Here is a 17,855-nt window from a genome sequence, read left to right as displayed (position 1 = left end):
TGCTAAAACTCGAACTGATAGAGCAAATCAAGTGCCTGATCTACGCCAGACACTGCTTCCAGATATAGCTTAGGCATCAGACGATAACGTAGCGTGAGTGTCGCTAAGGAGTCAAATATACCCACACCATATTTCACCTGCAGACCTGGCAGTACGTATCCGCTGACAACCACCTGAGATGAGTCGCCCACCCCTTGCGTGTCCAGTGCCAGATTGCTTACGCCAAATGTCTCCCCGATTTTACCCACAACCTGACCACTTTGTGCAACCCCCAGACCAATAAGCATTGAAGTCATCGCTGCGCTATCGCTCTGTTCGCTATCCAGCCCTTGTCCACGTAGCAGGTAGGAAAGCGCCATTTGCTGCGACATTGCCGGGTCGGAGAAGATCTCCGCCTTCGGTTCATCGGCGGTACCGGTGACGCGAACGCCAGCGATCACGTCGTCTTCGGTGGCATCTGGGTTACGAATCGCTTCGATGTTGAGCAACGGCTGATCCGGCGGACCGGAGAACAACAGCTCGCCCTTACGCACAATCAGATCCTGACCATAGGCGTGGAAGCGACCGCTCGGAATATTAATTTGCCCGTTAAGCCCCAGACCTTGCTTATCCTGCACCACTTTCAGATCGCCCGTCAGACGCGCTTTCAGACCAAAGGCGTCAAGACGCACGTTGTTACCGACGTGGATATTCAGGTTGCTGTTGATCGGAATACCGGCGGTCTGCGGTTTCTCGGGCTGCAGGTTGTTGTTAAGCATAACCATATCGCTGGAAACCCCAACCGCGCTTTCCGGCAGGTCATGTACCACAATACGCGCCCACGGCACATCCACGTTACCATCGAGAGTAAACAGGCTCGGCGTGGCTTCAAAGACCACGTCCGGCGATACGTCTAGGCGGACCATCGGCGGTACGGTAATACGCACCCTGCTGCCTTTAGCCGCAACACGCGCCCGCCAGTTGTCTATCTGACTCCAGTCGGCATCGCCGCTCAGGTTAATTTCTCCCTGCTGCGTACGCACCACGCCCGCCAACGTTGAGCGTGTTCCGGTGAAGTTAACGGCTAACTGGCTTGGCTGCATGTCAAACGGCATGAAGTTACCGTCAATATCCAGACCACTCAGTTGCAGCTGTCCGAGCAGCTGCGGGCTTTGTACATCGCCGCCCAGCCGCAGGTTGGCGTTGATCATCCCTGCCGCTTTTTCACCGCGCGAGAAGATGGGGTTCACCATCGCCAGATTGAAGTTGCGAATATTGATGTTACCGCCCAGATTACGACGCCCTTGCGGGTCCGTTACCTGCACCTGTCCGTCAAACTGCCCGTTGTTGGTCAGACGAATCAGCCAGCCCAACTCGGCACGGTTGTTGTGCAGGTCGGCGGTCAGATTCAGCGTTTCAAACGCCACGGGGAGCGGGGCATCATTCACGCTTTGCGTGACCTTGACGTTACGTCCGCTCAGGGTGACCTGCCCCTGTGGCAGCCCCTCTTTGGTGGTGTCCCAGCCCACATCAGCTTTGCCAGTGAACACACCGCTGGCCTGGGTTGTCTCCGGCATAAACGGTTTTAGCATCGCCAGGTCGAAGCGGTTAAGATTCACCACCGCGCGACCTTCTGCACCGGCATCAATGGTTTGTGGTACGCACAGCTCCGCATTCGGGTTGTTCCAGCAGTGCGGCCCGATACTAATTTTCTGTTCTTGATTACGATAATCCAGCGCGATAGCCCGGTTGAGCGACCACGGACCGACCGGCGTCTGGAAGCGGGTATTGCTTAACTCCCCTTTCCAGCGCTGTTCTTTGCGATCAAAGCTCCCGGCAAGATCCAGTTGCCCTGAAACCGGCTCACCCTGAATGCGTAACTGCAGTTCATGCTGCTTTTCACTGCCTTTGGCGTTGAGCGTCAGCAGACCAATATTCACGTCAGGTTGTACAATCCGCTCTACGCGAACGTTGAGATTACCGGCGATTTGCTCGGCCGATTTCACATCGCCTTCGACGCGCACCTGAGCAACGGAAAGTTCCTGCCAGCGCAGACCACGGGCGGTAATATCCGCCAGCAGCTGTGGTGCTTCAACCGTACCGCGAACTTTTACCAGCCCTTTCGCCGTACCGCCCAGCCCCGGCAGCGCGTTATCCAGGCTTGGGGCATCAATCGTCGCGTCGAGGTTGAGGTCTTTAACCCCCAGTTCGCCTTTTACGTCCGCACTGTTGCGTCCCAGCTCCAGATGAAGGCCCGGAATCGTCCACTGCAGGTAGCTGTTCCCCTTCAGCGAACCGTTCACATTGACCTTGTTCTGCTTCACGTTGCCGGTCAGCTTCAGCTCCGGAACCTCCATCTGCCAGCTTCCGCCATACAGACTGCCGCGCGTTTTCACCAGGCCATTCAGTTTTGACGGCCAGTCCGGGATCGCTTTCGCGGTATTGATACCATCCAGCGTTAGCTCCCCGCGCCAGCTGATCGCCTGCTGCCAGTCCACCAGCGCTTTCAGCTCGGTTTTCCCTTCCAGCGCCGCAACGCTGAGTTTGTCGAGATTAATCTGCTGCTCGTTGCCTTTGGCGTCCAGCGTGATAGTAGCCGGAGGAATATCCTGACCTTTCACGGCGGTACGCATCGACAGCGTATAGTCGGTCATCTTGCCGGTCAGTTTGAGCTTGATGTCATCGGCCTGGAACTGTTTCTCACCGGTAAACGGCCAATAAACCTGCTTACTTACCACCTCAATGTTGAGCGGCAATCCGGCTTCTGCCAGGCGCGTCTGTGCACGCAGGTCCATATCTACCGGACCAGACAGATTGACGCCGACTTCCAGCTGTTCGCGCAGCGCACCGCCGACCTTCAGCTTCACCTTTTCGCCTTTTAACGGGTCGATGTTTAGCGTGCTGTTTAACGTAATATCAACCGGCCACGTGTCGGTCAGTTGCGCTGTGCCGCTGGCTTTTACCGTTCCCTGATTCGAGTCGATATCCAGCGCGTCGAGCTTCATGTTGCCGTCTATGCTGCTCACTTTCAGCAGCATACTATGTACCGTTAAATCCGTATCCCCGGTCACACGCAGCTGCTCGCCGCGAAACTCTTCAATATTGAGATTGAGCGGCAGATGGACATCGGTCATTTCCGGCAGTACCGGCTTTGAGAACAGATCTTTTAGCGTTTCCCCGAGCGGCTTTTCATCCGGCTGCGGGTTTTGAATCTTCGGTTCGACAACCTCTTCCTGTGCCACTTCCGCCACTTTAGGCAGAGCAATCAGCAGCCCCTGTAATGACGTTGGCTTCAGCGTCAGCGTTTTTTCCTGCCAGTTCAGGCCGGAAGTAAAATCCAGCACTGAAACCGTGGTGTCATCGATTTTGATATTGATGTTGTTCAGCGCCACGCGCGAAAGCGTGATGGGGTAAGGCGTGGAAAGATTAAGCGGACCGCTCTCTTCTTCCTCTACCGGCGCGGATGGCGGCATCTTTTTGCTGTCGATCGCCACGTTGATGTTTTTCAGCGCCAGATCGTTGACGCACAGGCTGCTGTCCCACAGACAGTTAAGCCCCACGGCCAAATGCACTTCACCAGCATTCACCGCCACGCCAGGCTGGTCGTAGCGAATATTTTTCAGTGATAGATCCCGCCAGCCGCCGGTGACCTGACCAATTTCCAGACCCGGAACCCAACGATTAGCGGCTTTGAAGATCAGATGCAGGCCCGAGGTGGTACCAACGAGGAACGCCACCGTGCCTAACAACAGCAGGATAAAAACCAGCACGCCGAGGCTTATCTTCTTCCATAAACTCATAATTCAGGCCCCAGACCGATGTAAAACTGTAAACCATGTTCATCTTTGTCACCGACCGGGACGGCAAAGTCGAGCTTGATAGGTCCAACCGGCGATTGCCAGCGTACGCCGACCCCGGCACCGGTTTTGAAATCGCTTCGGCGAATGTCGCTGACCGCTTCACCGCTATCGACAAACATCGCCCCCCACCATTTACCGGTCACGTTGTACTGGTATTCCAGCGAGCCGGTTGCCAGCTTGGAGGCCCCTTTCAGCTTGCCGTCGCTGCCTTCCGGCGAAATAGATTTGTATTTATAGCCGCGAATACTGCGATCGCCCCCGGCAAAGAAACGCAGGTCCGGCGGCACTTTGTCGAAGTCTCCGGTTTCAATCCAGCCGAGATTACCGCGCATCACAAAGCGATGCCTGTCGTACAGCGTGCGGATCCAGACGTTTTGCGCCTGGAAAACGGAGAAATCAACATCTGAACCCCAGGCCGTGTTCGAGTAATCAATAGAGTAGCGCTGGGAATCGCCCCAGACAGGCATCAGGCCGCCGCGTGAACGCGTCCGGCTGATCATCACGCCCGGATAGAGCAGCATAGTGGTGTTGGTGACATTACCCTGGGTAAAGTGGTCGAGGCTCCAGCGCAGGTTAATCGCGCGCTGCCAGCCGCTGGAGAGGTCCCAGTAACGGGAAACCGCAAGCGTTGTGGAATCCTGCTCGGTGTCGTTTAAATCGGTACGCTTAAAGCCGCCCTGTACCAGGTAATACTGTTCCAGCGGGTTCTTTAACAGCGGCATTTTATAGCTGAAATCAAGCACCTGCTCTGGCGCCGAGATACTGGCGCTGGTCGTCAGGCTGTGCCCGTAGGAGTTCATCCACGGTTTTTTCCACGAGGTCTTCACCCGTGGCCCGACGTCAGTTGAATAACCGACCCCTGTTTCGATGGTGTTTTCGGTTCGCGGTGAGACCACGCCTTTCAGCGGCAGCACCTTGGTTTTGCGGGCTTTATCAAATTCTGGCGCGACAACCACAGAATTAAACCATCCGGTCGCCGACAGACGACGGTTCAGTTCGCCCAGATCTTTCGACTCGTACTCTTCACCTTCTTTAAAGGGCACCAGATTTTGCAGATACTCATCGCGAATTTGCGAGCCTTCAAAGGTGACATGCCCAAAGCGATAGCGTTCGCCGCTGTTGTAATCGATATCCCAGAACGCCTGGCGGCGCTCAAGCGCTATCCCGAGCTGGCTTTTATTAAATTCACTGTCGAAATAACCTTTACGCAGCGCCACGCTGGTGAGTGACTTTTTGAAGTTGTCATAGTCCCCCTGATTCAGCACGGTGCCGATTGCCGGGCGCGTTTTCAGCAGATCCAGATAATCTTTATCCGTACGCGCGCCACCGCGCAAAATCACCTCAGTGCCACCAATCAGCACCGGCTCGCCAGGGGTCACTTTGGCAATCAGCACCTGGCGGCCTTTTGCCGGCGGTGGACGCAGTTCAAAATCAATGGTCGGCTCAAAGTAGCCCAGCGCTTTTAGCCCTTCGCGGATGGCATCATCAACGCGCGCACGAAAGCGTCGGTCTGGAGTGACTTCATCACTTTGAATCGTGGACAGCTGCGCACGGACGTTTTTCTCCAGCGGTCCTGATAATCCTTCGACCTGTAAGCGAACATTCGCGGCGGCGGCGGAGCCACTTAAGCACAGTAATCCCACCCAACATAACTGACGGATATGTGGCACATTTTCTCCTGAATATCCTTTTTTCCCACCCCTGGAAAAAAATACTATGCCGTTCCTCGGCTTAACAAAAAATCAACAATAAGAGTTGAAAAACAGACGACAACCCAAATATTTCTTATGTTTAACTCTAGACGTATTCACGCCGTTTATTGTGGGCAAAGACGCGTCTCGTTACAACCTTAACCCAAATGACTGATTTCGGGAGAACGGCCATGAGTTTATTTGATAGAAAGCATCTTGTTACTCAAGCAGATGCGCTACCTGGACGCAACACCCCGATGCCAGTGGCAACGCTGCATGCGGTTAACCAACATTCGATGACCAACGTGCCCGACGGTATGGAGATAGCTTATTTCGCCATGGGATGCTTCTGGGGCGTTGAACGTTTATTCTGGTCATTACCCGGGGTATACAGCACCGTAGCCGGGTACACCGGCGGCTACACCCCAAACCCAACCTATCGTGAAGTGTGTTCTGGCGATACCGGGCATGCCGAAGCGGTACGCATCGTCTATGACCCGCATGTTATCAGCTACGAACAACTGCTGCAGGTGTTCTGGGAAAATCACGACCCGGCTCAAGGCATGCGTCAGGGGAACGACCAGGGCACGCAGTATCGCTCCGCCATTTACCCGTTAACGCCGGAACAAACCGCCGCCGCACAGGCCAGCCTTGAACGTTTTCAGGCAGCAATGACCGCCGCAGGCGACGAGCGCACCATTACCACGGAAATCACTACGGCAACCCCGTTCTATTATGCCGAGGACGATCACCAGCAGTATCTGCACAAAAATCCTTACGGTTATTGTGGCATTGGTGGTATTGGTGTTTGCCTGCCGCCACAAGGATAATTTCCCCCTCTGGCGACTTTACAGTGCCTTACGCTATACTAGCTTCTGAATTTACCGGCTCACTTCCACGAGCCGGTTTTCAATGTGTATTTCACACGGATTTATCAACTTCTCCCTTCCGAGGATCTGACCTGAACGGTCGGATAAGATATGTTAAACAGTATTTTAGTCATTCTCTGCCTGATCGCCGTGAGTGCGTTTTTCTCGATATCTGAGATCTCGCTTGCTGCATCACGCAAAATAAAACTTAAACTGCTTGCCGATGAAGGCAACGTAAACGCACAACGTGTTTTGAAGATGCAGGAAAACCCCGGCATGTTTTTTACCGTCGTGCAAATTGGCCTTAACGCGGTCGCCATTCTCGGCGGTATCGTCGGTGATGCAGCATTCTCCCCGGCGTTTTACAGCCTTTTCTCGAAGTACTTCACTCCAGAGCTGTCCGAACAGTTAAGCTTTATTCTGTCGTTCTCGCTGGTTACTGGCCTGTTCATCCTGTTCGCGGATTTAACCCCGAAACGCATCGGTATGATTGCGCCAGAAGCTGTGGCTTTGCGTATCATCAACCCGATGCGCTTCTGCCTGCTGGTCTTCCGCCCGCTGGTGTGGTTCTTTAACGGTCTGGCAAACAACATTTTCCGTCTATTTAAGATCCCAATGGTGCGTAAAGACGACATCACCTCGGACGACATTTACGCCGTGGTCGAAGCGGGTGCGCTGGCGGGTGTTCTGCGCAAGCAGGAGCATGAGCTGATTGAAAATGTGTTCGAACTGGAATCCCGTACCGTCCCGTCTTCAATGACCTCGCGCGAGAATATTATCTGGTTCGATCTCCATGAAGATGAGCAAAGCCTGAAGAACAAGGTGGCGGAACATCCGCACTCCAAATTCCTGGTGTGTAACGAAGATATCGACCACATCATTGGTTATGTTGATTCAAAGGATCTCCTCAACCGCGTACTGGCAAACCAAAGCATGGCGCTGAACAGCGGCGTACAGATCCGCAATACGCTGATCGTCCCGGACACGCTGACGCTCTCTGAAGCGCTGGAAAGCTTCAAAACCGCAGGCGAAGACTTTGCCGTCATCATGAACGAGTACGCGCTGGTGGTGGGGATTATCACGCTCAACGACGTTATGACGACGCTGATGGGCGATCTGGTAGGTCAGGGTCTGGAAGAGCAGATTGTGGCACGTGATGAAAACTCATGGTTAGTCGACGGCGGTACACCGATTGATGACGTGATGCGCGTGCTGGATATCGACGAGTTCCCGCAGTCCGGCAACTATGAAACCATCGGCGGCTTTATGATGTTCATGCTGCGTAAAATCCCGAAACGCACCGACTCGGTGAAGTATTCAGGTTACAAATTTGAAGTGGTGGATATCGATAACTACAAGATCGATCAGCTGCTGGTGACGCGTCTGGACAGTAAACCTACCGTTCTGGTACCAAAACTGCCAGATGCAAAAGAAGAGGCAAAGGCGTCTTAACGCCTTACAGAAACATCAACGGCTCCCATCAGGAGCCGTTTTTTTAACTACTGCATAGCACTTTGATCAAGCCATCTCAGTTTGCAGACGCAAGACCTGACGGTTAACTTCGGACATCACGGAAAAATGCAGTTTGTCCTTCACTTTTGGGATAAGAATCTTACCCTTATCAAATTCAAAAGCGCCTACATCCTTGATATATAACCGTCCACGAAACAGGATCTTCACGTACTTCGCCACCTGCAGCGGGTTGTATCGTTGGAAAATTTTCATTGTTGTCTCCTGCTGAGCATTACGCCTTTGCGGTACCACAATCGGTCCGACAATCCTCAGGCGCAAATTTTAATGCCCTATGACTATAGACTATCTCGTTGATGTTTCCAGCGTGTATAAGTTTATTTACCTTCAAGTTACAATTATTCAGAATTATCTTTTCAACGCTTCGCTGTCTTCAGTATAAGCCTTCATTTTTCGCAGGATTTGTGCGCCCGTCCGCAAACTGGCATCGCGCTTGCGGGAAAAAGCATCATTCGCACATATGATTAAATTCCAGACCCAAGTGGTCGGATCACCTGCAAAATAAAAGAAAGAAGGAAAACCTATGACCTTACGAAATCTGCTGGCGCTGTCGTGCCTGCTACTGCCGATGATTGCCTCCGCACATAAGTTTGAGACTGACCAGCGCGTACCGCCGGTGGGGATCGCCGATCGCGGCGAACTGATTCTCGATAACGATAAGTTTAGCTACAAAAGCTGGAATAGCGCGCAGTTGCCAGGCAAAGTGCGAATTGTGCAACACATTGCCGGACGCACCTCCGCCAAAGAGAAAAATGCGACGCTGATCGAGGCAATCAAAGCCGCCAACCTGCCGCACGACAAATACCAAACCACCACTATCGTCAACACGGATGACGCCATTCCCGGCTCCGGTATGTTTGTGCGCAGCAGTCTGGAGAGCAATAAGAAGCTCTACCCGTGGTCGCAATTCATTGTCGACAGCAATGGCATTGCGCGTAAAGCCTGGCAACTGGATGAAGAGAGCTCCGCTATCGTCGTACTCGACAAGGACGGACGCGTGCAGTGGGCAAAAGATGGCGCATTAACGCAGGAAGAGGTGCAGCAGGTAATTGCCCTGCTGCACAAATTACTCAGTAAATAGAGACGCGGAAGCCGGGGTTGAGGAACGATTCACGTGGGGTGTAATCCAGAGGTTTCCCCTGCCAGTCGTGAACGTGCGCTCCGGCTGCGGCGGCAACGGCATGGCCAGCGGCGGTGTCCCAAACGTTGGTTGGCCCAAAACGCGGATACAGCTGTGCGTGCCCTTCCGCCACCAGGCAGAACTTCAGCGATGAGCCAATCGAGGTGGTCTGGTGCTCGCCCAACTGTTGCAGATACTCTTTTAACTCATTGTCGGCATGCGAGCGGCTAATGACCACCAGCGGCGGACGCGCGTCACGAACCTGAATTTGTTTGCGTACGCCGCACTCTTCTTTCCACGCTTTACCTTCTGCTGCGCTGTACATCACTTTCATTACCGGCGCGTAAACCACGCCCAGAACCGGCTTTCCTTTCTCGATCAGCGCAATATTGACGGTAAATTCACCGTTACGCTTAATGAACTCTTTGGTCCCGTCCAGCGGGTCCACCAGCCAGTAGCGCTGCCAATGCTGGCGAACATCCCAGCCAGGAGGCGCCTCTTCAGACAGAACCGGAATATCCGGCGTCAGCGCCAGTAATCCTTCGAGGATCACCGTATGTGCGGCGATATCTGCCGCCGTGACCGGAGAATCATCCTGCTTGCTGGTAATCTCCATCGGTTTGATTCCATCGTAGACCTGCATAATGGCATCGCCCGCGTTCCGTGCAAGCTGGCATACATGTTCTAGCATTCTCCACCTCGTTTCTGTCAGTGGTGTTAACTCGTTGTTTTACTTATACCCGATCGTCAGGGGATCCGCCAACTGTGATAGCGTCTGCGGTTTTAAACGCTATATTCATGTCATGATTCACAGTTCTGTAAGCAAGAAGATTTATATACATTTTCTTTTGTGGCTTAGATCTTAAAAGGATGCCCCTGATGATTAAGTTTAGTGCAACGCTTCTGGCAACGCTGATTGCAGCCAGCGTCAATGCCGCGACCGTCGATCTGCGTATAATGGAAACCACTGATTTGCATAGCAATATGATGGATTTCGATTATTACAAAGATACACCGACTGAAAAATTCGGTCTGGTACGTACGGCAAGTCTGATCAACGCTGCGCGTGGTGAAGTCAGAAACAGCGTGCTGGTTGATAATGGCGATCTGATTCAGGGTAGCCCGCTCGGGGATTACATGGCGGCCAAGGGGCTGAAAGCGGGCGAAACTCACCCGGTATATAAGGCGCTGAATACCCTGGATTACGCGGTGGGTAACCTCGGCAACCATGAATTCAACTACGGTCTGGAGTATCTGCACAACACGCTAGCCGGAGCGAAGTTCCCTTACGTTAACGCCAATATCATCGACGTGAAGACCAAAAAGCCGCTGTTTACGCCTTACTTGATCAAAGACACTGAAGTGGTCGACAAGGAAGGGAACAAGCAGACGCTGAAGATTGGCTATATCGGCTTTGTTCCACCGCAGATTATGACCTGGGATAAAGCCAACCTCAGCGGCAAAGTCACGGTGAACGACATTACGGAAACTGCACGCAAATACGTTCCGGAAATGAGAGAAAAAGGCGCCGATGTCGTGGTGGTGGTTGCTCACTCCGGGCTTTCAGCCGACCCATATCAAACCATGGCGGAAAACTCCGTTTATTACCTCAGCGAAGTACCGGGCGTGGATGCCATTATGTTTGGTCACGCTCACGCCGTCTTCCCGGGTAAAGACTTTGTCAATATTAAAGGCGCAGATATCACAAAAGGTACGCTGAATGGGGTTCCTGCTGTGATGCCGGGTATGTGGGGCGATCACCTGGGCGTGGTGGATTTAGTGCTGAATAACGACAGCGGTAAATGGCAAGTCACTCAGGCGAAAGCCGAGGCGCGCCCGATCTATGACGCCGCAGCCAAAAAATCACTGGCAGCAGAAGACAAAAAAATCGTTGAGATCCTGAAAGCCGATCACGACGCCACGCGTGAGTTTGTCAGCAAACCGATCGGTAAATCCGCCGACAACATGTACAGCTATCTGGCGCTGGTACAGGATGACCCGACCGTACAGGTGGTGAACAACGCGCAGAAAGCCTATGTAGAACACTTTATTCAGGGCGATCCGGATCTGGCAAAACTACCGGTACTTTCCGCCGCCGCGCCGTTTAAGGTCGGTGGACGCAAGAACGATCCGGCAAGCTTCGTAGAAGTCGAAAAAGGTCAGTTAACCTTCCGTAACGCCGCTGATTTGTATCTCTATCCCAACACTCTGGTGGTAGTGAAAGCCAGCGGTAAAGAGGTGAAAGAGTGGCTGGAATGTTCTGCCGGGCAGTTCAATCAGATTGATATCCACAGCAGCAAACCACAGTCGTTGATTAACTGGGATGGCTTCCGTACCTATAATTTCGACGTGATTGACGGCGTGAATTATCAGATTGATGTTTCACAACCTGCTCGCTACGACGGTGAATGTCAGACCATTAACCCGAAAGCGGAACGTATTAAAAATCTGACCTTTAACGGCAAACCAATCGATCCGAATGCCACCTTCCTCGTCGCGACCAACAACTACCGCGCCTACGGCGGTAAGTTTGCCGGAACCGGCGACAGCCACATCGCGTTTGCTTCTCCGGATGAAAACCGCTCGGTGCTGGCGGCCTGGATTGGTGCTGAGACGAAGCGTGCCGGTGAAATTCACCCGGCGGCAGATAACAACTGGCGTCTGGCGCCAATTCATAGCGATACACCACTGGATATTCGCTTTGAAACATCACCGTCTGATAAAGCCGCGGCATTTATTAAAGAGAAAGGCCAGTATCCGCTGAAGAAAGTCGCGACCGATGACATCGGTTTCGCTATTTATCAGCTGGATTTAAGTAAGTAATTTTCGTGCCGGATGCGGCGCAATAGCGTCTTATCCGGCCTACAAAACTACGCAGCCCGTTCGTCCCGCTGCGCTAAAACCTGCGGCAAATTCAGTTCTATCCAGTCCGTCAGCGCGGCGACTTTATCACTCACCTGCTCACCCAACGGCGTCAGGCTATACTCCACGTGCGGCGGCACCACCGGATACGACACCCGATTGATAAACCCGTCATGCTCTAACGCTTGCAGGGATTGCGCCAGCATCTTTTCACTGACCCCGCCCATCTTACGGCGCAAATCGCTGAAACGGTGCGTACCGTCGCGCAGCGCCACCAGAATCAACACGCCCCAGCGGCTGGTGACGTGTTTTAACACCTCACGGGAGGGACACTGTTCGGCAAACAAGTTGCCATCGCGTAACTGCTGGGAGAGCGTCGATGCTGTCATTTTCATACTAACCTTTTTGTTCGTACTTACTAAAAGTAAGTTTAGGTGTTAGCGTGATTAAACACAAGACCAATACCAAGGAGTCACTCCATGATCGCAATTACCGGCGCCACCGGCCAACTGGGCCAACACGTTATTGAATCTCTGCTGAAAACCGTTCCTGCCAGCCAGATTGTGGCAATTGTGCGTAATCCCGCTAAAGCGACGGCGCTTAGCCAGCAGGGCATTATCGTTCGTCAGGCGGATTACAGCGATGAAGCCGCCTTGACGGCTGCCTTACAGGGCATCGACAAGCTACTGCTAATCTCCTCCAGCGAAGTGGGACAACGCGCCCCGCAGCATCGTAACGTGATCAACGCAGCGAAAGCCGCGCACGTGAAATTCATCGCCTACACCAGCCTGCTGCACACCGACACCTCCCCGCTGGGGCTGGCTGATGAGCATGTGGCAACAGAGAAGATGCTGGCTGAATCCGGTATCGGCTACGCGCTGCTGCGTAACGGCTGGTACACCGAAAACTATCTCGCCAGCGCACCGGCTGCACTGGAACACGGCGTGTTTATCGGGGCTGCAGGTGAAGGCAAAATCGCCTCAGCGACCCGCGCCGACTATGCCGCTGCCGCCGCGCGCGTCATCAGTGAAGACGGTCATTCCGGTAAAACCTATGAGCTGGCGGGCGACGCAGGCTGGACCCTGAGCCAGTTGGCTGCCGAGCTGGCAAAACAGAGTGGTAAAAAAGTGGTGTATCAGAACCTGAGCGAAGCAGATTTTGCCGCCGCACTTAAAGGTGTAGGCCTGCCTGCCGGGCTGGCGGACATGCTGGCTGACTCAGACACTGGCGCCTCCAAAGGTGGTCTGTTCGACGACAGCCATACACTGAGCAAACTGATTGGTCGCCCGACCACCTCGTTGTCTGACAGCGTCAAAGGCATCGTGTAAGTGTTAAAAATTAGTTAATTGTGGTGGCATCCCCGCGCATCCTCTCTGATAATGACAGGATGATGCGTGGGGAGAGAAAACGTGCAAGGTGTACCTGAGCAGTTTATTGATGAGAAAGACAGCGCCCGCTTTCGCCATCTGGCGCAGGTGCCGGGCGTTGAGCTGTATCATGCACACATCTCGCGTTACGCTTTCGAGCCGCACACCCATGAAGCGTTTGGCATTGGCGCGATAGAAGCCGGAGCCGAACGTTTTCGTTATCGCGGCACGCAGTATGTTGCCCCCGCCCATTCCGTCGTCACCATGAATCCCGATGAGCTGCATACCGGCGAAGCCGAAACCGCCGACGGCTGGCGCTATCGGATGATTTATCTTGAACCCGACCTTCTGGAAGAGGTCACCGGGATCCGCCACTGGTGGTTTCATGACGTAACGCGTCACGATCCGCTGCGCTCGCGCCAGATCTGCTCGCTGATCCACGGCCTGTGGAACACTGAAGATCCGCTGGCGCAAAAAGGCCTTCTACTCGATCTGATCGACACGTTCCAGCCGCTGGCCCGCCATGCGCCAATATTAACGGAGGGGGCGCATCGCTTTGAACGGGTACGTGAGTATCTGCACGATAATTATATGCATCCGGTCACGCTCGACGAGCTGGCGCGGGTTGCATCGCTGAGTCCCTGGCATTTTCAGCGCCAGTTTAAGTCTCATTTCCACGTCACGCCGCACCAGATGCTGATGGCGATCCGGTTGTGGCGAGCCAAAGGTTTTCTCACTTACGGTATGCCCGCCGCAGAGGTCGCCGCCGCAACCGGCCTCACCGACCAGTCGCATCTCACCCGCGCGTTTACCCTTCGCTACGGCATTACGCCGGTACGTTATCAGAAACAAGTCGTCCGGCGTTGATCAGCAATCTCATACAATACGGCAGCATTTTTCCTGCCTACACTCGACTTATTGTTAAACGATGTGGATGTCCAAAATGATTAGCGGTGTGTTGTATGCCCTGTTGGCCGGGCTGATGTGGGGATTAATTTTTGTTGGACCGCTGATCGTACCGGAATACCCGGCGGTATTGCAGTCGATGGGGCGTTATCTGGCGCTGGGGCTGATCGCATTGCCGATTGCCTGGCTGGGACGTGCGCGCCTGCGTCAACTCATGCGGAAAGACTGGGTAACTGCGCTGACGCTAACAATGATGGGGAATCTGATTTATTACGTTTGCCTGGCAAGCGCCATCCAGCGCACCGGCGCACCGGTCTCCACGATGATTATTGGTACATTACCGGTGGTGATCCCAGTCTTCGCTAACCTGCTCTACAGCCAGCGTGACGGCAAATTATCATGGTGGCGTCTGTCGCCTGCGCTGGTATTGATTGGTATAGGACTGCTGTGCGTGAATATCTCGGAGCTGAATCAGGGGTTACCAGACTTTAGTGGCTGGCGTTATGGTGCCGGCATCGCGCTGGCGCTTGTCTCGGTGGTGTGTTGGGCATGGTATGCGCTGCGTAATGCCCGCTGGCTGCGCGAGAATCCGGATAAGCACCCGATGATGTGGGCGACGGCCCAGGCTCTGGTAACGTTGCCCGTTTCTCTGCTCGGTTACATTGCCGCCTGCCTGTGGCTGAACGGGCAAACACCGGACTTCGCTCTACCCTTCGGTCCGCGTCCGGGCGTGTTTATCGGTCTGATGATAGCCATTGCGGTATTGTGTTCGTGGGTTGGCGCACTGTGCTGGAACGTCGCCAGCCAAAAATTGCCGACGGTGATCCTCGGCCCGCTGATTGTCTTCGAAACGCTGGCCGGTTTGTTGTACACCTTTATTCTGCGTCAGGAATTTCCACCTCTGCTGACGGTTAGCGGTATTGCGCTACTGATGGTTGGGGTGGTGATAGCCGTCAGAGCCAAGCCGCAAAAACCGAGCGTCGTGGTGGTTTCACAATCATAATATGCCGGATGGCACTGCTTATCCGGCCTACAAGGACTGTACGATCTCATGTAGGCCGGATAAGGCGTTTACGCTGCCATCCGGCGAGACACTTTAAACACCGCTACCGTCTGGTTCAACCGCGCGGCCTGCTCTTCAAGCGCGGCAGCGGCGGAAGCGGACTCTTCTACCAGCGAGGCGTTTTGCTGCGTGACGCGATCCATTTCGGCAACCGCCTGGCCTACCTGATCGATACCCCGACTTTGTTCATCAGAAGCTGAGGCAATCTCCCCCATGATGTCGGTCACGCGGGTCACGGCGCTAACTATTTCCGCCATCGTTTCACCCGCTTCATGCACCAGCGCCGTACCGGCATTGACCCGATTCCCTGAGTCATCTATCAGCGCTTTGATCTCCTTCGCCGCCTGAGCGCTACGCTGCGCCAGCGTCCGAACCTCGCCTGCGACCACGGCAAATCCGCGCCCCTGCTCGCCCGCACGCGCCGCTTCCACCGCCGCGTTTAGCGCAAGGATATTGGTCTGGAAGGCAATACCGTCGATAACATTGGTAATTTGCGCGATTTTGCTGGAACTGGTGGCGATTTCATCCATCGTACGCACCACACCATCAACCACGGTTCCGCCTTTTTGCGCCGTCTGTGAAGCATTTTTTGCCAGACTGGTCGCCTGACGCGCGTTATCTGCGTTCTGTCTCACGGTTGCGGTAAGTTGTTCCATGCTGGCTGCGGTCTCTTCCAGAGAGGCGGCCTGCTGCTCGGTACGTGAAGAGAGATCGTTACTGCCTGCGGCGATTTCACCCGCACCGGTATAGATGGTATCGGCCCCGTCACGCACCACGCTGACCGTATTCGCCAGCGCCTGCTGCATGTCACGGACGTTACTTGCCAGCAGCGCCATTTCATTGCTGCCATCGGCGCTGATGGGGTGCGTCAGGTCACCGGCGGCAATGTAGCGAATATGTCCCATCACCTCGTGGAGCGGCTTGAGCAGCACTCGCTGCATCGCCAGCCAACTGGCGATAATCACGGTGACGACAATCAGCATCACCGCGGACAGCAGCCAGATTATCTTCTGGTAATCACTCTCATTGTCCTGCACTCCGGCAGCGGCCAGCGCCGTTTGCGCGCTACGCCATTCCCGATAAACGTCCTGCATGGCCGTTTGCTTTTGCTCGGCATTCTGCTTGAACATCTCTTCCAGCTTTCCTTCAGCCAGCAGCGCGTTCATTTTTGCCAGCGTCGCAGAATAGATGCCGTACTGCTCTTCCAGTCGATCGGCCAGATGCTCATCCTGCCCCGGCGTTTCCGGCAGAGCGTAGTATTTATCGTAATGCTCTTTCGATTCGGCCAACAGGCGATTTGCCGTGTTCACCAGCTCCTTCAATTGACCGCCGTTAATCTCGCTGGCCATCGTTCCCTGTAAACGCAGCATGCCCCGGTTGAGCGTGACGCGAGCCTGGTTCAGGCTAATCCACGCATCGGTAAACTCGGCCACGTTCTGGCTGGAAAGTTGAGACACGTTAAAGTTCTGCTTATCGTTATTGAGTGCGCCAATAAAGACGCCCGCGGAGATGAGCTGCATTGCGCCCAGCGCGAGTAACACGGTGATAAGTAAGGTTATCACTTTGATTCGTTTGAACATCTGTAGCCTTTTATTATGCAGGTATTGTCTGAGGTCTAACTATCGGCAGCGGCGTGCGCTTATTTAATCCTGTCGTGCGGCTTTTTTCGCCGTACTTCTCCTTTCCAATAAGATTCAGCATCTTAACGAGATAAGAAATTTTCGTGACGCCCATCACAAAACACCCCACCCCGAAAGGGTTATATCCTTCGCCATAAGTTGCATTTAAAATACATCTTATATTATTGAGAATGAGGTAACGGCAATGTCTTATCGCGATCAACCTTTAGGTGAACTGGCGCTCTCTATTCCTCGCGCTTCGGCCCTGTTTCGTAAATACGATATGGATTACTGCTGCGGCGGTAAGCAAACGCTGGCACGCGCTGCCGCGCGTAAAGAGCTGGATTTAGACGTTATTGAGGCGCAGCTCGCGCAGCTGGCTGAACAGCCGCTGGAGAAAGACTGGCGTACCGTGGCTCTGGCTGAAATCATCGACCATATCATCGTGCGTTATCACGACAGACACCGCGAACAGCTGCCGGAGCTGATCCTGCAGGCCACTAAAGTTGAACGCGTTCACGCAGACAAACCGAACGTACCGCGCGGTCTGGCGAAAAACCTGACCATGCTGCATGAAGAGCTGTCCAGCCACATGATGAAAGAAGAGCAGATCCTGTTCCCGATGATCAAACAGGGCATGGGTAGCCAGGCGATGGGGCCAATCAGCGTGATGGAAAGCGAACATGACGATGCGGGTGAACTGGTGGAAGTGATCAAACACATCACCCATAACGTAACGCCGCCACCAGAGGCCTGCACTACCTGGAAAGCCATGTATAACGGCATTAACGAGATGATCGACGACCTGATGGAACACATCAGCCTGGAAAACAATGTGTTGTTCCCGCGTGCCCTCGCAGGTGAATAAAAAAGCCCGGTGGCGCTAGCGCTTACCGGGCCTACAACGACCTCGAACGTAGGCCTGATAAGGCGAAGCCGCATCAGGCAATCCCGCCAGCATAGTGCCGGATGCGGCGTAAACGCCTTAT

The 17,855-nt window shown here is 54.0% G+C and carries 14 protein-coding genes; 8 read left to right on the top strand and 6 right to left on the bottom strand.

Going from position 1 to position 17,855, the window contains the following annotated elements; genetic code table 11:
- Positions 1 to 2: 2 nt before the first annotated feature.
- Complete coding sequence (tamB, locus tag OGY10_RS06305) at positions 3 to 3,779, bottom strand: autotransporter assembly complex protein TamB (RefSeq protein ID WP_286576470.1); 3,777 nt, start codon at positions 3,777 to 3,779, stop codon at positions 3 to 5.
- Positions 3,776 to 5,509, bottom strand: coding sequence for an autotransporter assembly complex protein TamA (gene tamA / locus OGY10_RS06300; protein ID WP_003025718.1), 1,734 nt, complete (start codon positions 5,507 to 5,509; stop codon positions 3,776 to 3,778). The genes tamB and tamA overlap by 4 nt, the downstream gene beginning before the upstream one ends.
- A 212-nt stretch (positions 5,510 to 5,721) precedes the next feature.
- On the opposite strand from tamA, the gene msrA reads away from it, so the two are divergent.
- A complete protein-coding gene (msrA, locus tag OGY10_RS06295) occupies positions 5,722 to 6,360 on the top strand; it encodes a peptide-methionine (S)-S-oxide reductase MsrA (protein WP_286576468.1) in 639 nt (212 codons plus the stop codon).
- A 150-nt stretch (positions 6,361 to 6,510) separates the two neighbouring features.
- Positions 6,511 to 7,851 (top strand): polyamine export protein PaeA, encoded by a 1,341-nt coding sequence (gene paeA, locus OGY10_RS06290; RefSeq protein ID WP_003830418.1) that lies wholly within the window; start codon positions 6,511 to 6,513, stop codon positions 7,849 to 7,851.
- 66 nt (positions 7,852 to 7,917) lie between these two features.
- Here paeA and OGY10_RS06285 read toward each other — a convergent pair whose 3' ends face one another.
- A complete protein-coding gene (locus OGY10_RS06285; RefSeq protein WP_003025710.1) occupies positions 7,918 to 8,124 on the bottom strand; it encodes a DUF1107 domain-containing protein in 207 nt (68 codons plus the stop codon).
- A 328-nt stretch (positions 8,125 to 8,452) separates the two neighbouring features.
- On the opposite strand from OGY10_RS06285, the gene OGY10_RS06280 reads away from it, so the two are divergent.
- On the top strand, positions 8,453 to 9,010 hold the full coding sequence (locus OGY10_RS06280; protein WP_008786027.1) for a YtfJ family protein: 558 nt from the start codon (positions 8,453 to 8,455) through the stop codon (positions 9,008 to 9,010).
- Here the strand turns inward: OGY10_RS06280 and cysQ are convergent.
- Entirely contained in the window at positions 9,000 to 9,740 is a 741-nt protein-coding gene (cysQ, locus tag OGY10_RS06275; protein WP_008786026.1) for a 3'(2'),5'-bisphosphate nucleotidase CysQ, read from the bottom strand. The two genes, OGY10_RS06280 and cysQ, sit on opposite strands and share 11 nt — an antisense overlap.
- 188 nt (positions 9,741 to 9,928) lie before the next feature.
- On the opposite strand from cysQ, the gene cpdB reads away from it, so the two are divergent.
- Positions 9,929 to 11,872: a 2',3'-cyclic-nucleotide 2'-phosphodiesterase gene (gene cpdB / locus OGY10_RS06270; RefSeq protein ID WP_286576467.1), complete on the top strand. Its 1,944-nt coding sequence runs from the start codon at positions 9,929 to 9,931 to the stop codon at positions 11,870 to 11,872.
- 47 nt (positions 11,873 to 11,919) lie between these two features.
- On the opposite strand, the gene OGY10_RS06265 is transcribed toward cpdB, so the two are convergent.
- Entirely contained in the window at positions 11,920 to 12,300 is a 381-nt protein-coding gene (locus OGY10_RS06265) for a winged helix-turn-helix transcriptional regulator (protein ID WP_071446795.1), read from the bottom strand.
- A gap of 90 nt (positions 12,301 to 12,390) precedes the next feature.
- Between OGY10_RS06265 and OGY10_RS06260 the strand changes: the two genes are divergently transcribed.
- From OGY10_RS06260 to OGY10_RS06250, 3 genes are all read left to right on the top strand, one after another.
- Positions 12,391 to 13,239 carry an SDR family oxidoreductase gene (locus OGY10_RS06260; RefSeq protein WP_071446751.1) on the top strand — a complete coding sequence of 283 codons (849 nt, stop codon included), beginning with the start codon at positions 12,391 to 12,393 and terminating at the stop codon, positions 13,237 to 13,239.
- 81 nt (positions 13,240 to 13,320) lie between these two features.
- Positions 13,321 to 14,145, top strand: a complete 825-nt coding sequence (locus OGY10_RS06255) for an AraC family transcriptional regulator (RefSeq protein WP_071446794.1) — start codon at positions 13,321 to 13,323, stop codon at positions 14,143 to 14,145.
- 76 nt (positions 14,146 to 14,221) lie between these two features.
- Positions 14,222 to 15,187 (top strand): DMT family transporter, encoded by a 966-nt coding sequence (locus OGY10_RS06250; RefSeq protein ID WP_071446750.1) that lies wholly within the window; start codon positions 14,222 to 14,224, stop codon positions 15,185 to 15,187.
- Between the two features lie 68 nt (positions 15,188 to 15,255).
- On the opposite strand, the gene OGY10_RS06245 is transcribed toward OGY10_RS06250, so the two are convergent.
- On the bottom strand, positions 15,256 to 16,827 hold the full coding sequence (locus OGY10_RS06245; RefSeq protein WP_071446749.1) for a methyl-accepting chemotaxis protein: 1,572 nt from the start codon (positions 16,825 to 16,827) through the stop codon (positions 15,256 to 15,258).
- A gap of 244 nt (positions 16,828 to 17,071) precedes the next feature.
- Between OGY10_RS06245 and ytfE the strand changes: the two genes are divergently transcribed.
- The gene (gene ytfE, locus OGY10_RS06240) at positions 17,072 to 17,734 is read left to right on the top strand and encodes an iron-sulfur cluster repair protein YtfE (RefSeq protein ID WP_003025690.1); all 663 of its coding nucleotides are present in this window, start codon (positions 17,072 to 17,074) and stop codon (positions 17,732 to 17,734) included.
- The last annotated feature ends 121 nt before the right edge of the window (positions 17,735 to 17,855 follow it).

It is taken from the genome of Citrobacter sp. Cpo148, assembly GCF_030332375.1.
GTDB classification, from domain to species: domain Bacteria; phylum Pseudomonadota; class Gammaproteobacteria; order Enterobacterales; family Enterobacteriaceae; genus Citrobacter; species Citrobacter portucalensis.
Note: the sequence above shows the minus strand (reverse complement) of the source record. Positions and strands in the feature narration are given on the sequence as shown.

Excerpts from the sequence above, each read along its gene's own strand:
- tamB (WP_286576470.1), bottom strand. The coding sequence starts at position 3,779 with ATGAGTTTATGGAAGAAGATAAGCCTCGGCGTGCTGGTTTTTATCCTG.
- msrA (WP_286576468.1), top strand. The coding sequence starts at position 5,722 with ATGAGTTTATTTGATAGAAAGCATCTTGTTACTCAAGCAGATGCGCTA.
- paeA (WP_003830418.1), top strand. The coding sequence starts at position 6,511 with ATGTTAAACAGTATTTTAGTCATTCTCTGCCTGATCGCCGTGAGTGCG.
- OGY10_RS06285 (WP_003025710.1), bottom strand. The coding sequence starts at position 8,124 with ATGAAAATTTTCCAACGATACAACCCGCTGCAGGTGGCGAAGTACGTG.
- OGY10_RS06280 (WP_008786027.1), top strand. The coding sequence starts at position 8,453 with ATGACCTTACGAAATCTGCTGGCGCTGTCGTGCCTGCTACTGCCGATG.
- cysQ (WP_008786026.1), bottom strand. The coding sequence starts at position 9,740 with ATGCTAGAACATGTATGCCAGCTTGCACGGAACGCGGGCGATGCCATT.
- cpdB (WP_286576467.1), top strand. The coding sequence starts at position 9,929 with ATGATTAAGTTTAGTGCAACGCTTCTGGCAACGCTGATTGCAGCCAGC.
- OGY10_RS06265 (WP_071446795.1), bottom strand. The coding sequence starts at position 12,300 with ATGACAGCATCGACGCTCTCCCAGCAGTTACGCGATGGCAACTTGTTT.
- OGY10_RS06260 (WP_071446751.1), top strand. The coding sequence starts at position 12,391 with ATGATCGCAATTACCGGCGCCACCGGCCAACTGGGCCAACACGTTATT.
- OGY10_RS06250 (WP_071446750.1), top strand. The coding sequence starts at position 14,222 with ATGATTAGCGGTGTGTTGTATGCCCTGTTGGCCGGGCTGATGTGGGGA.
- OGY10_RS06245 (WP_071446749.1), bottom strand. The coding sequence starts at position 16,827 with ATGTTCAAACGAATCAAAGTGATAACCTTACTTATCACCGTGTTACTC.
- ytfE (WP_003025690.1), top strand. The coding sequence starts at position 17,072 with ATGTCTTATCGCGATCAACCTTTAGGTGAACTGGCGCTCTCTATTCCT.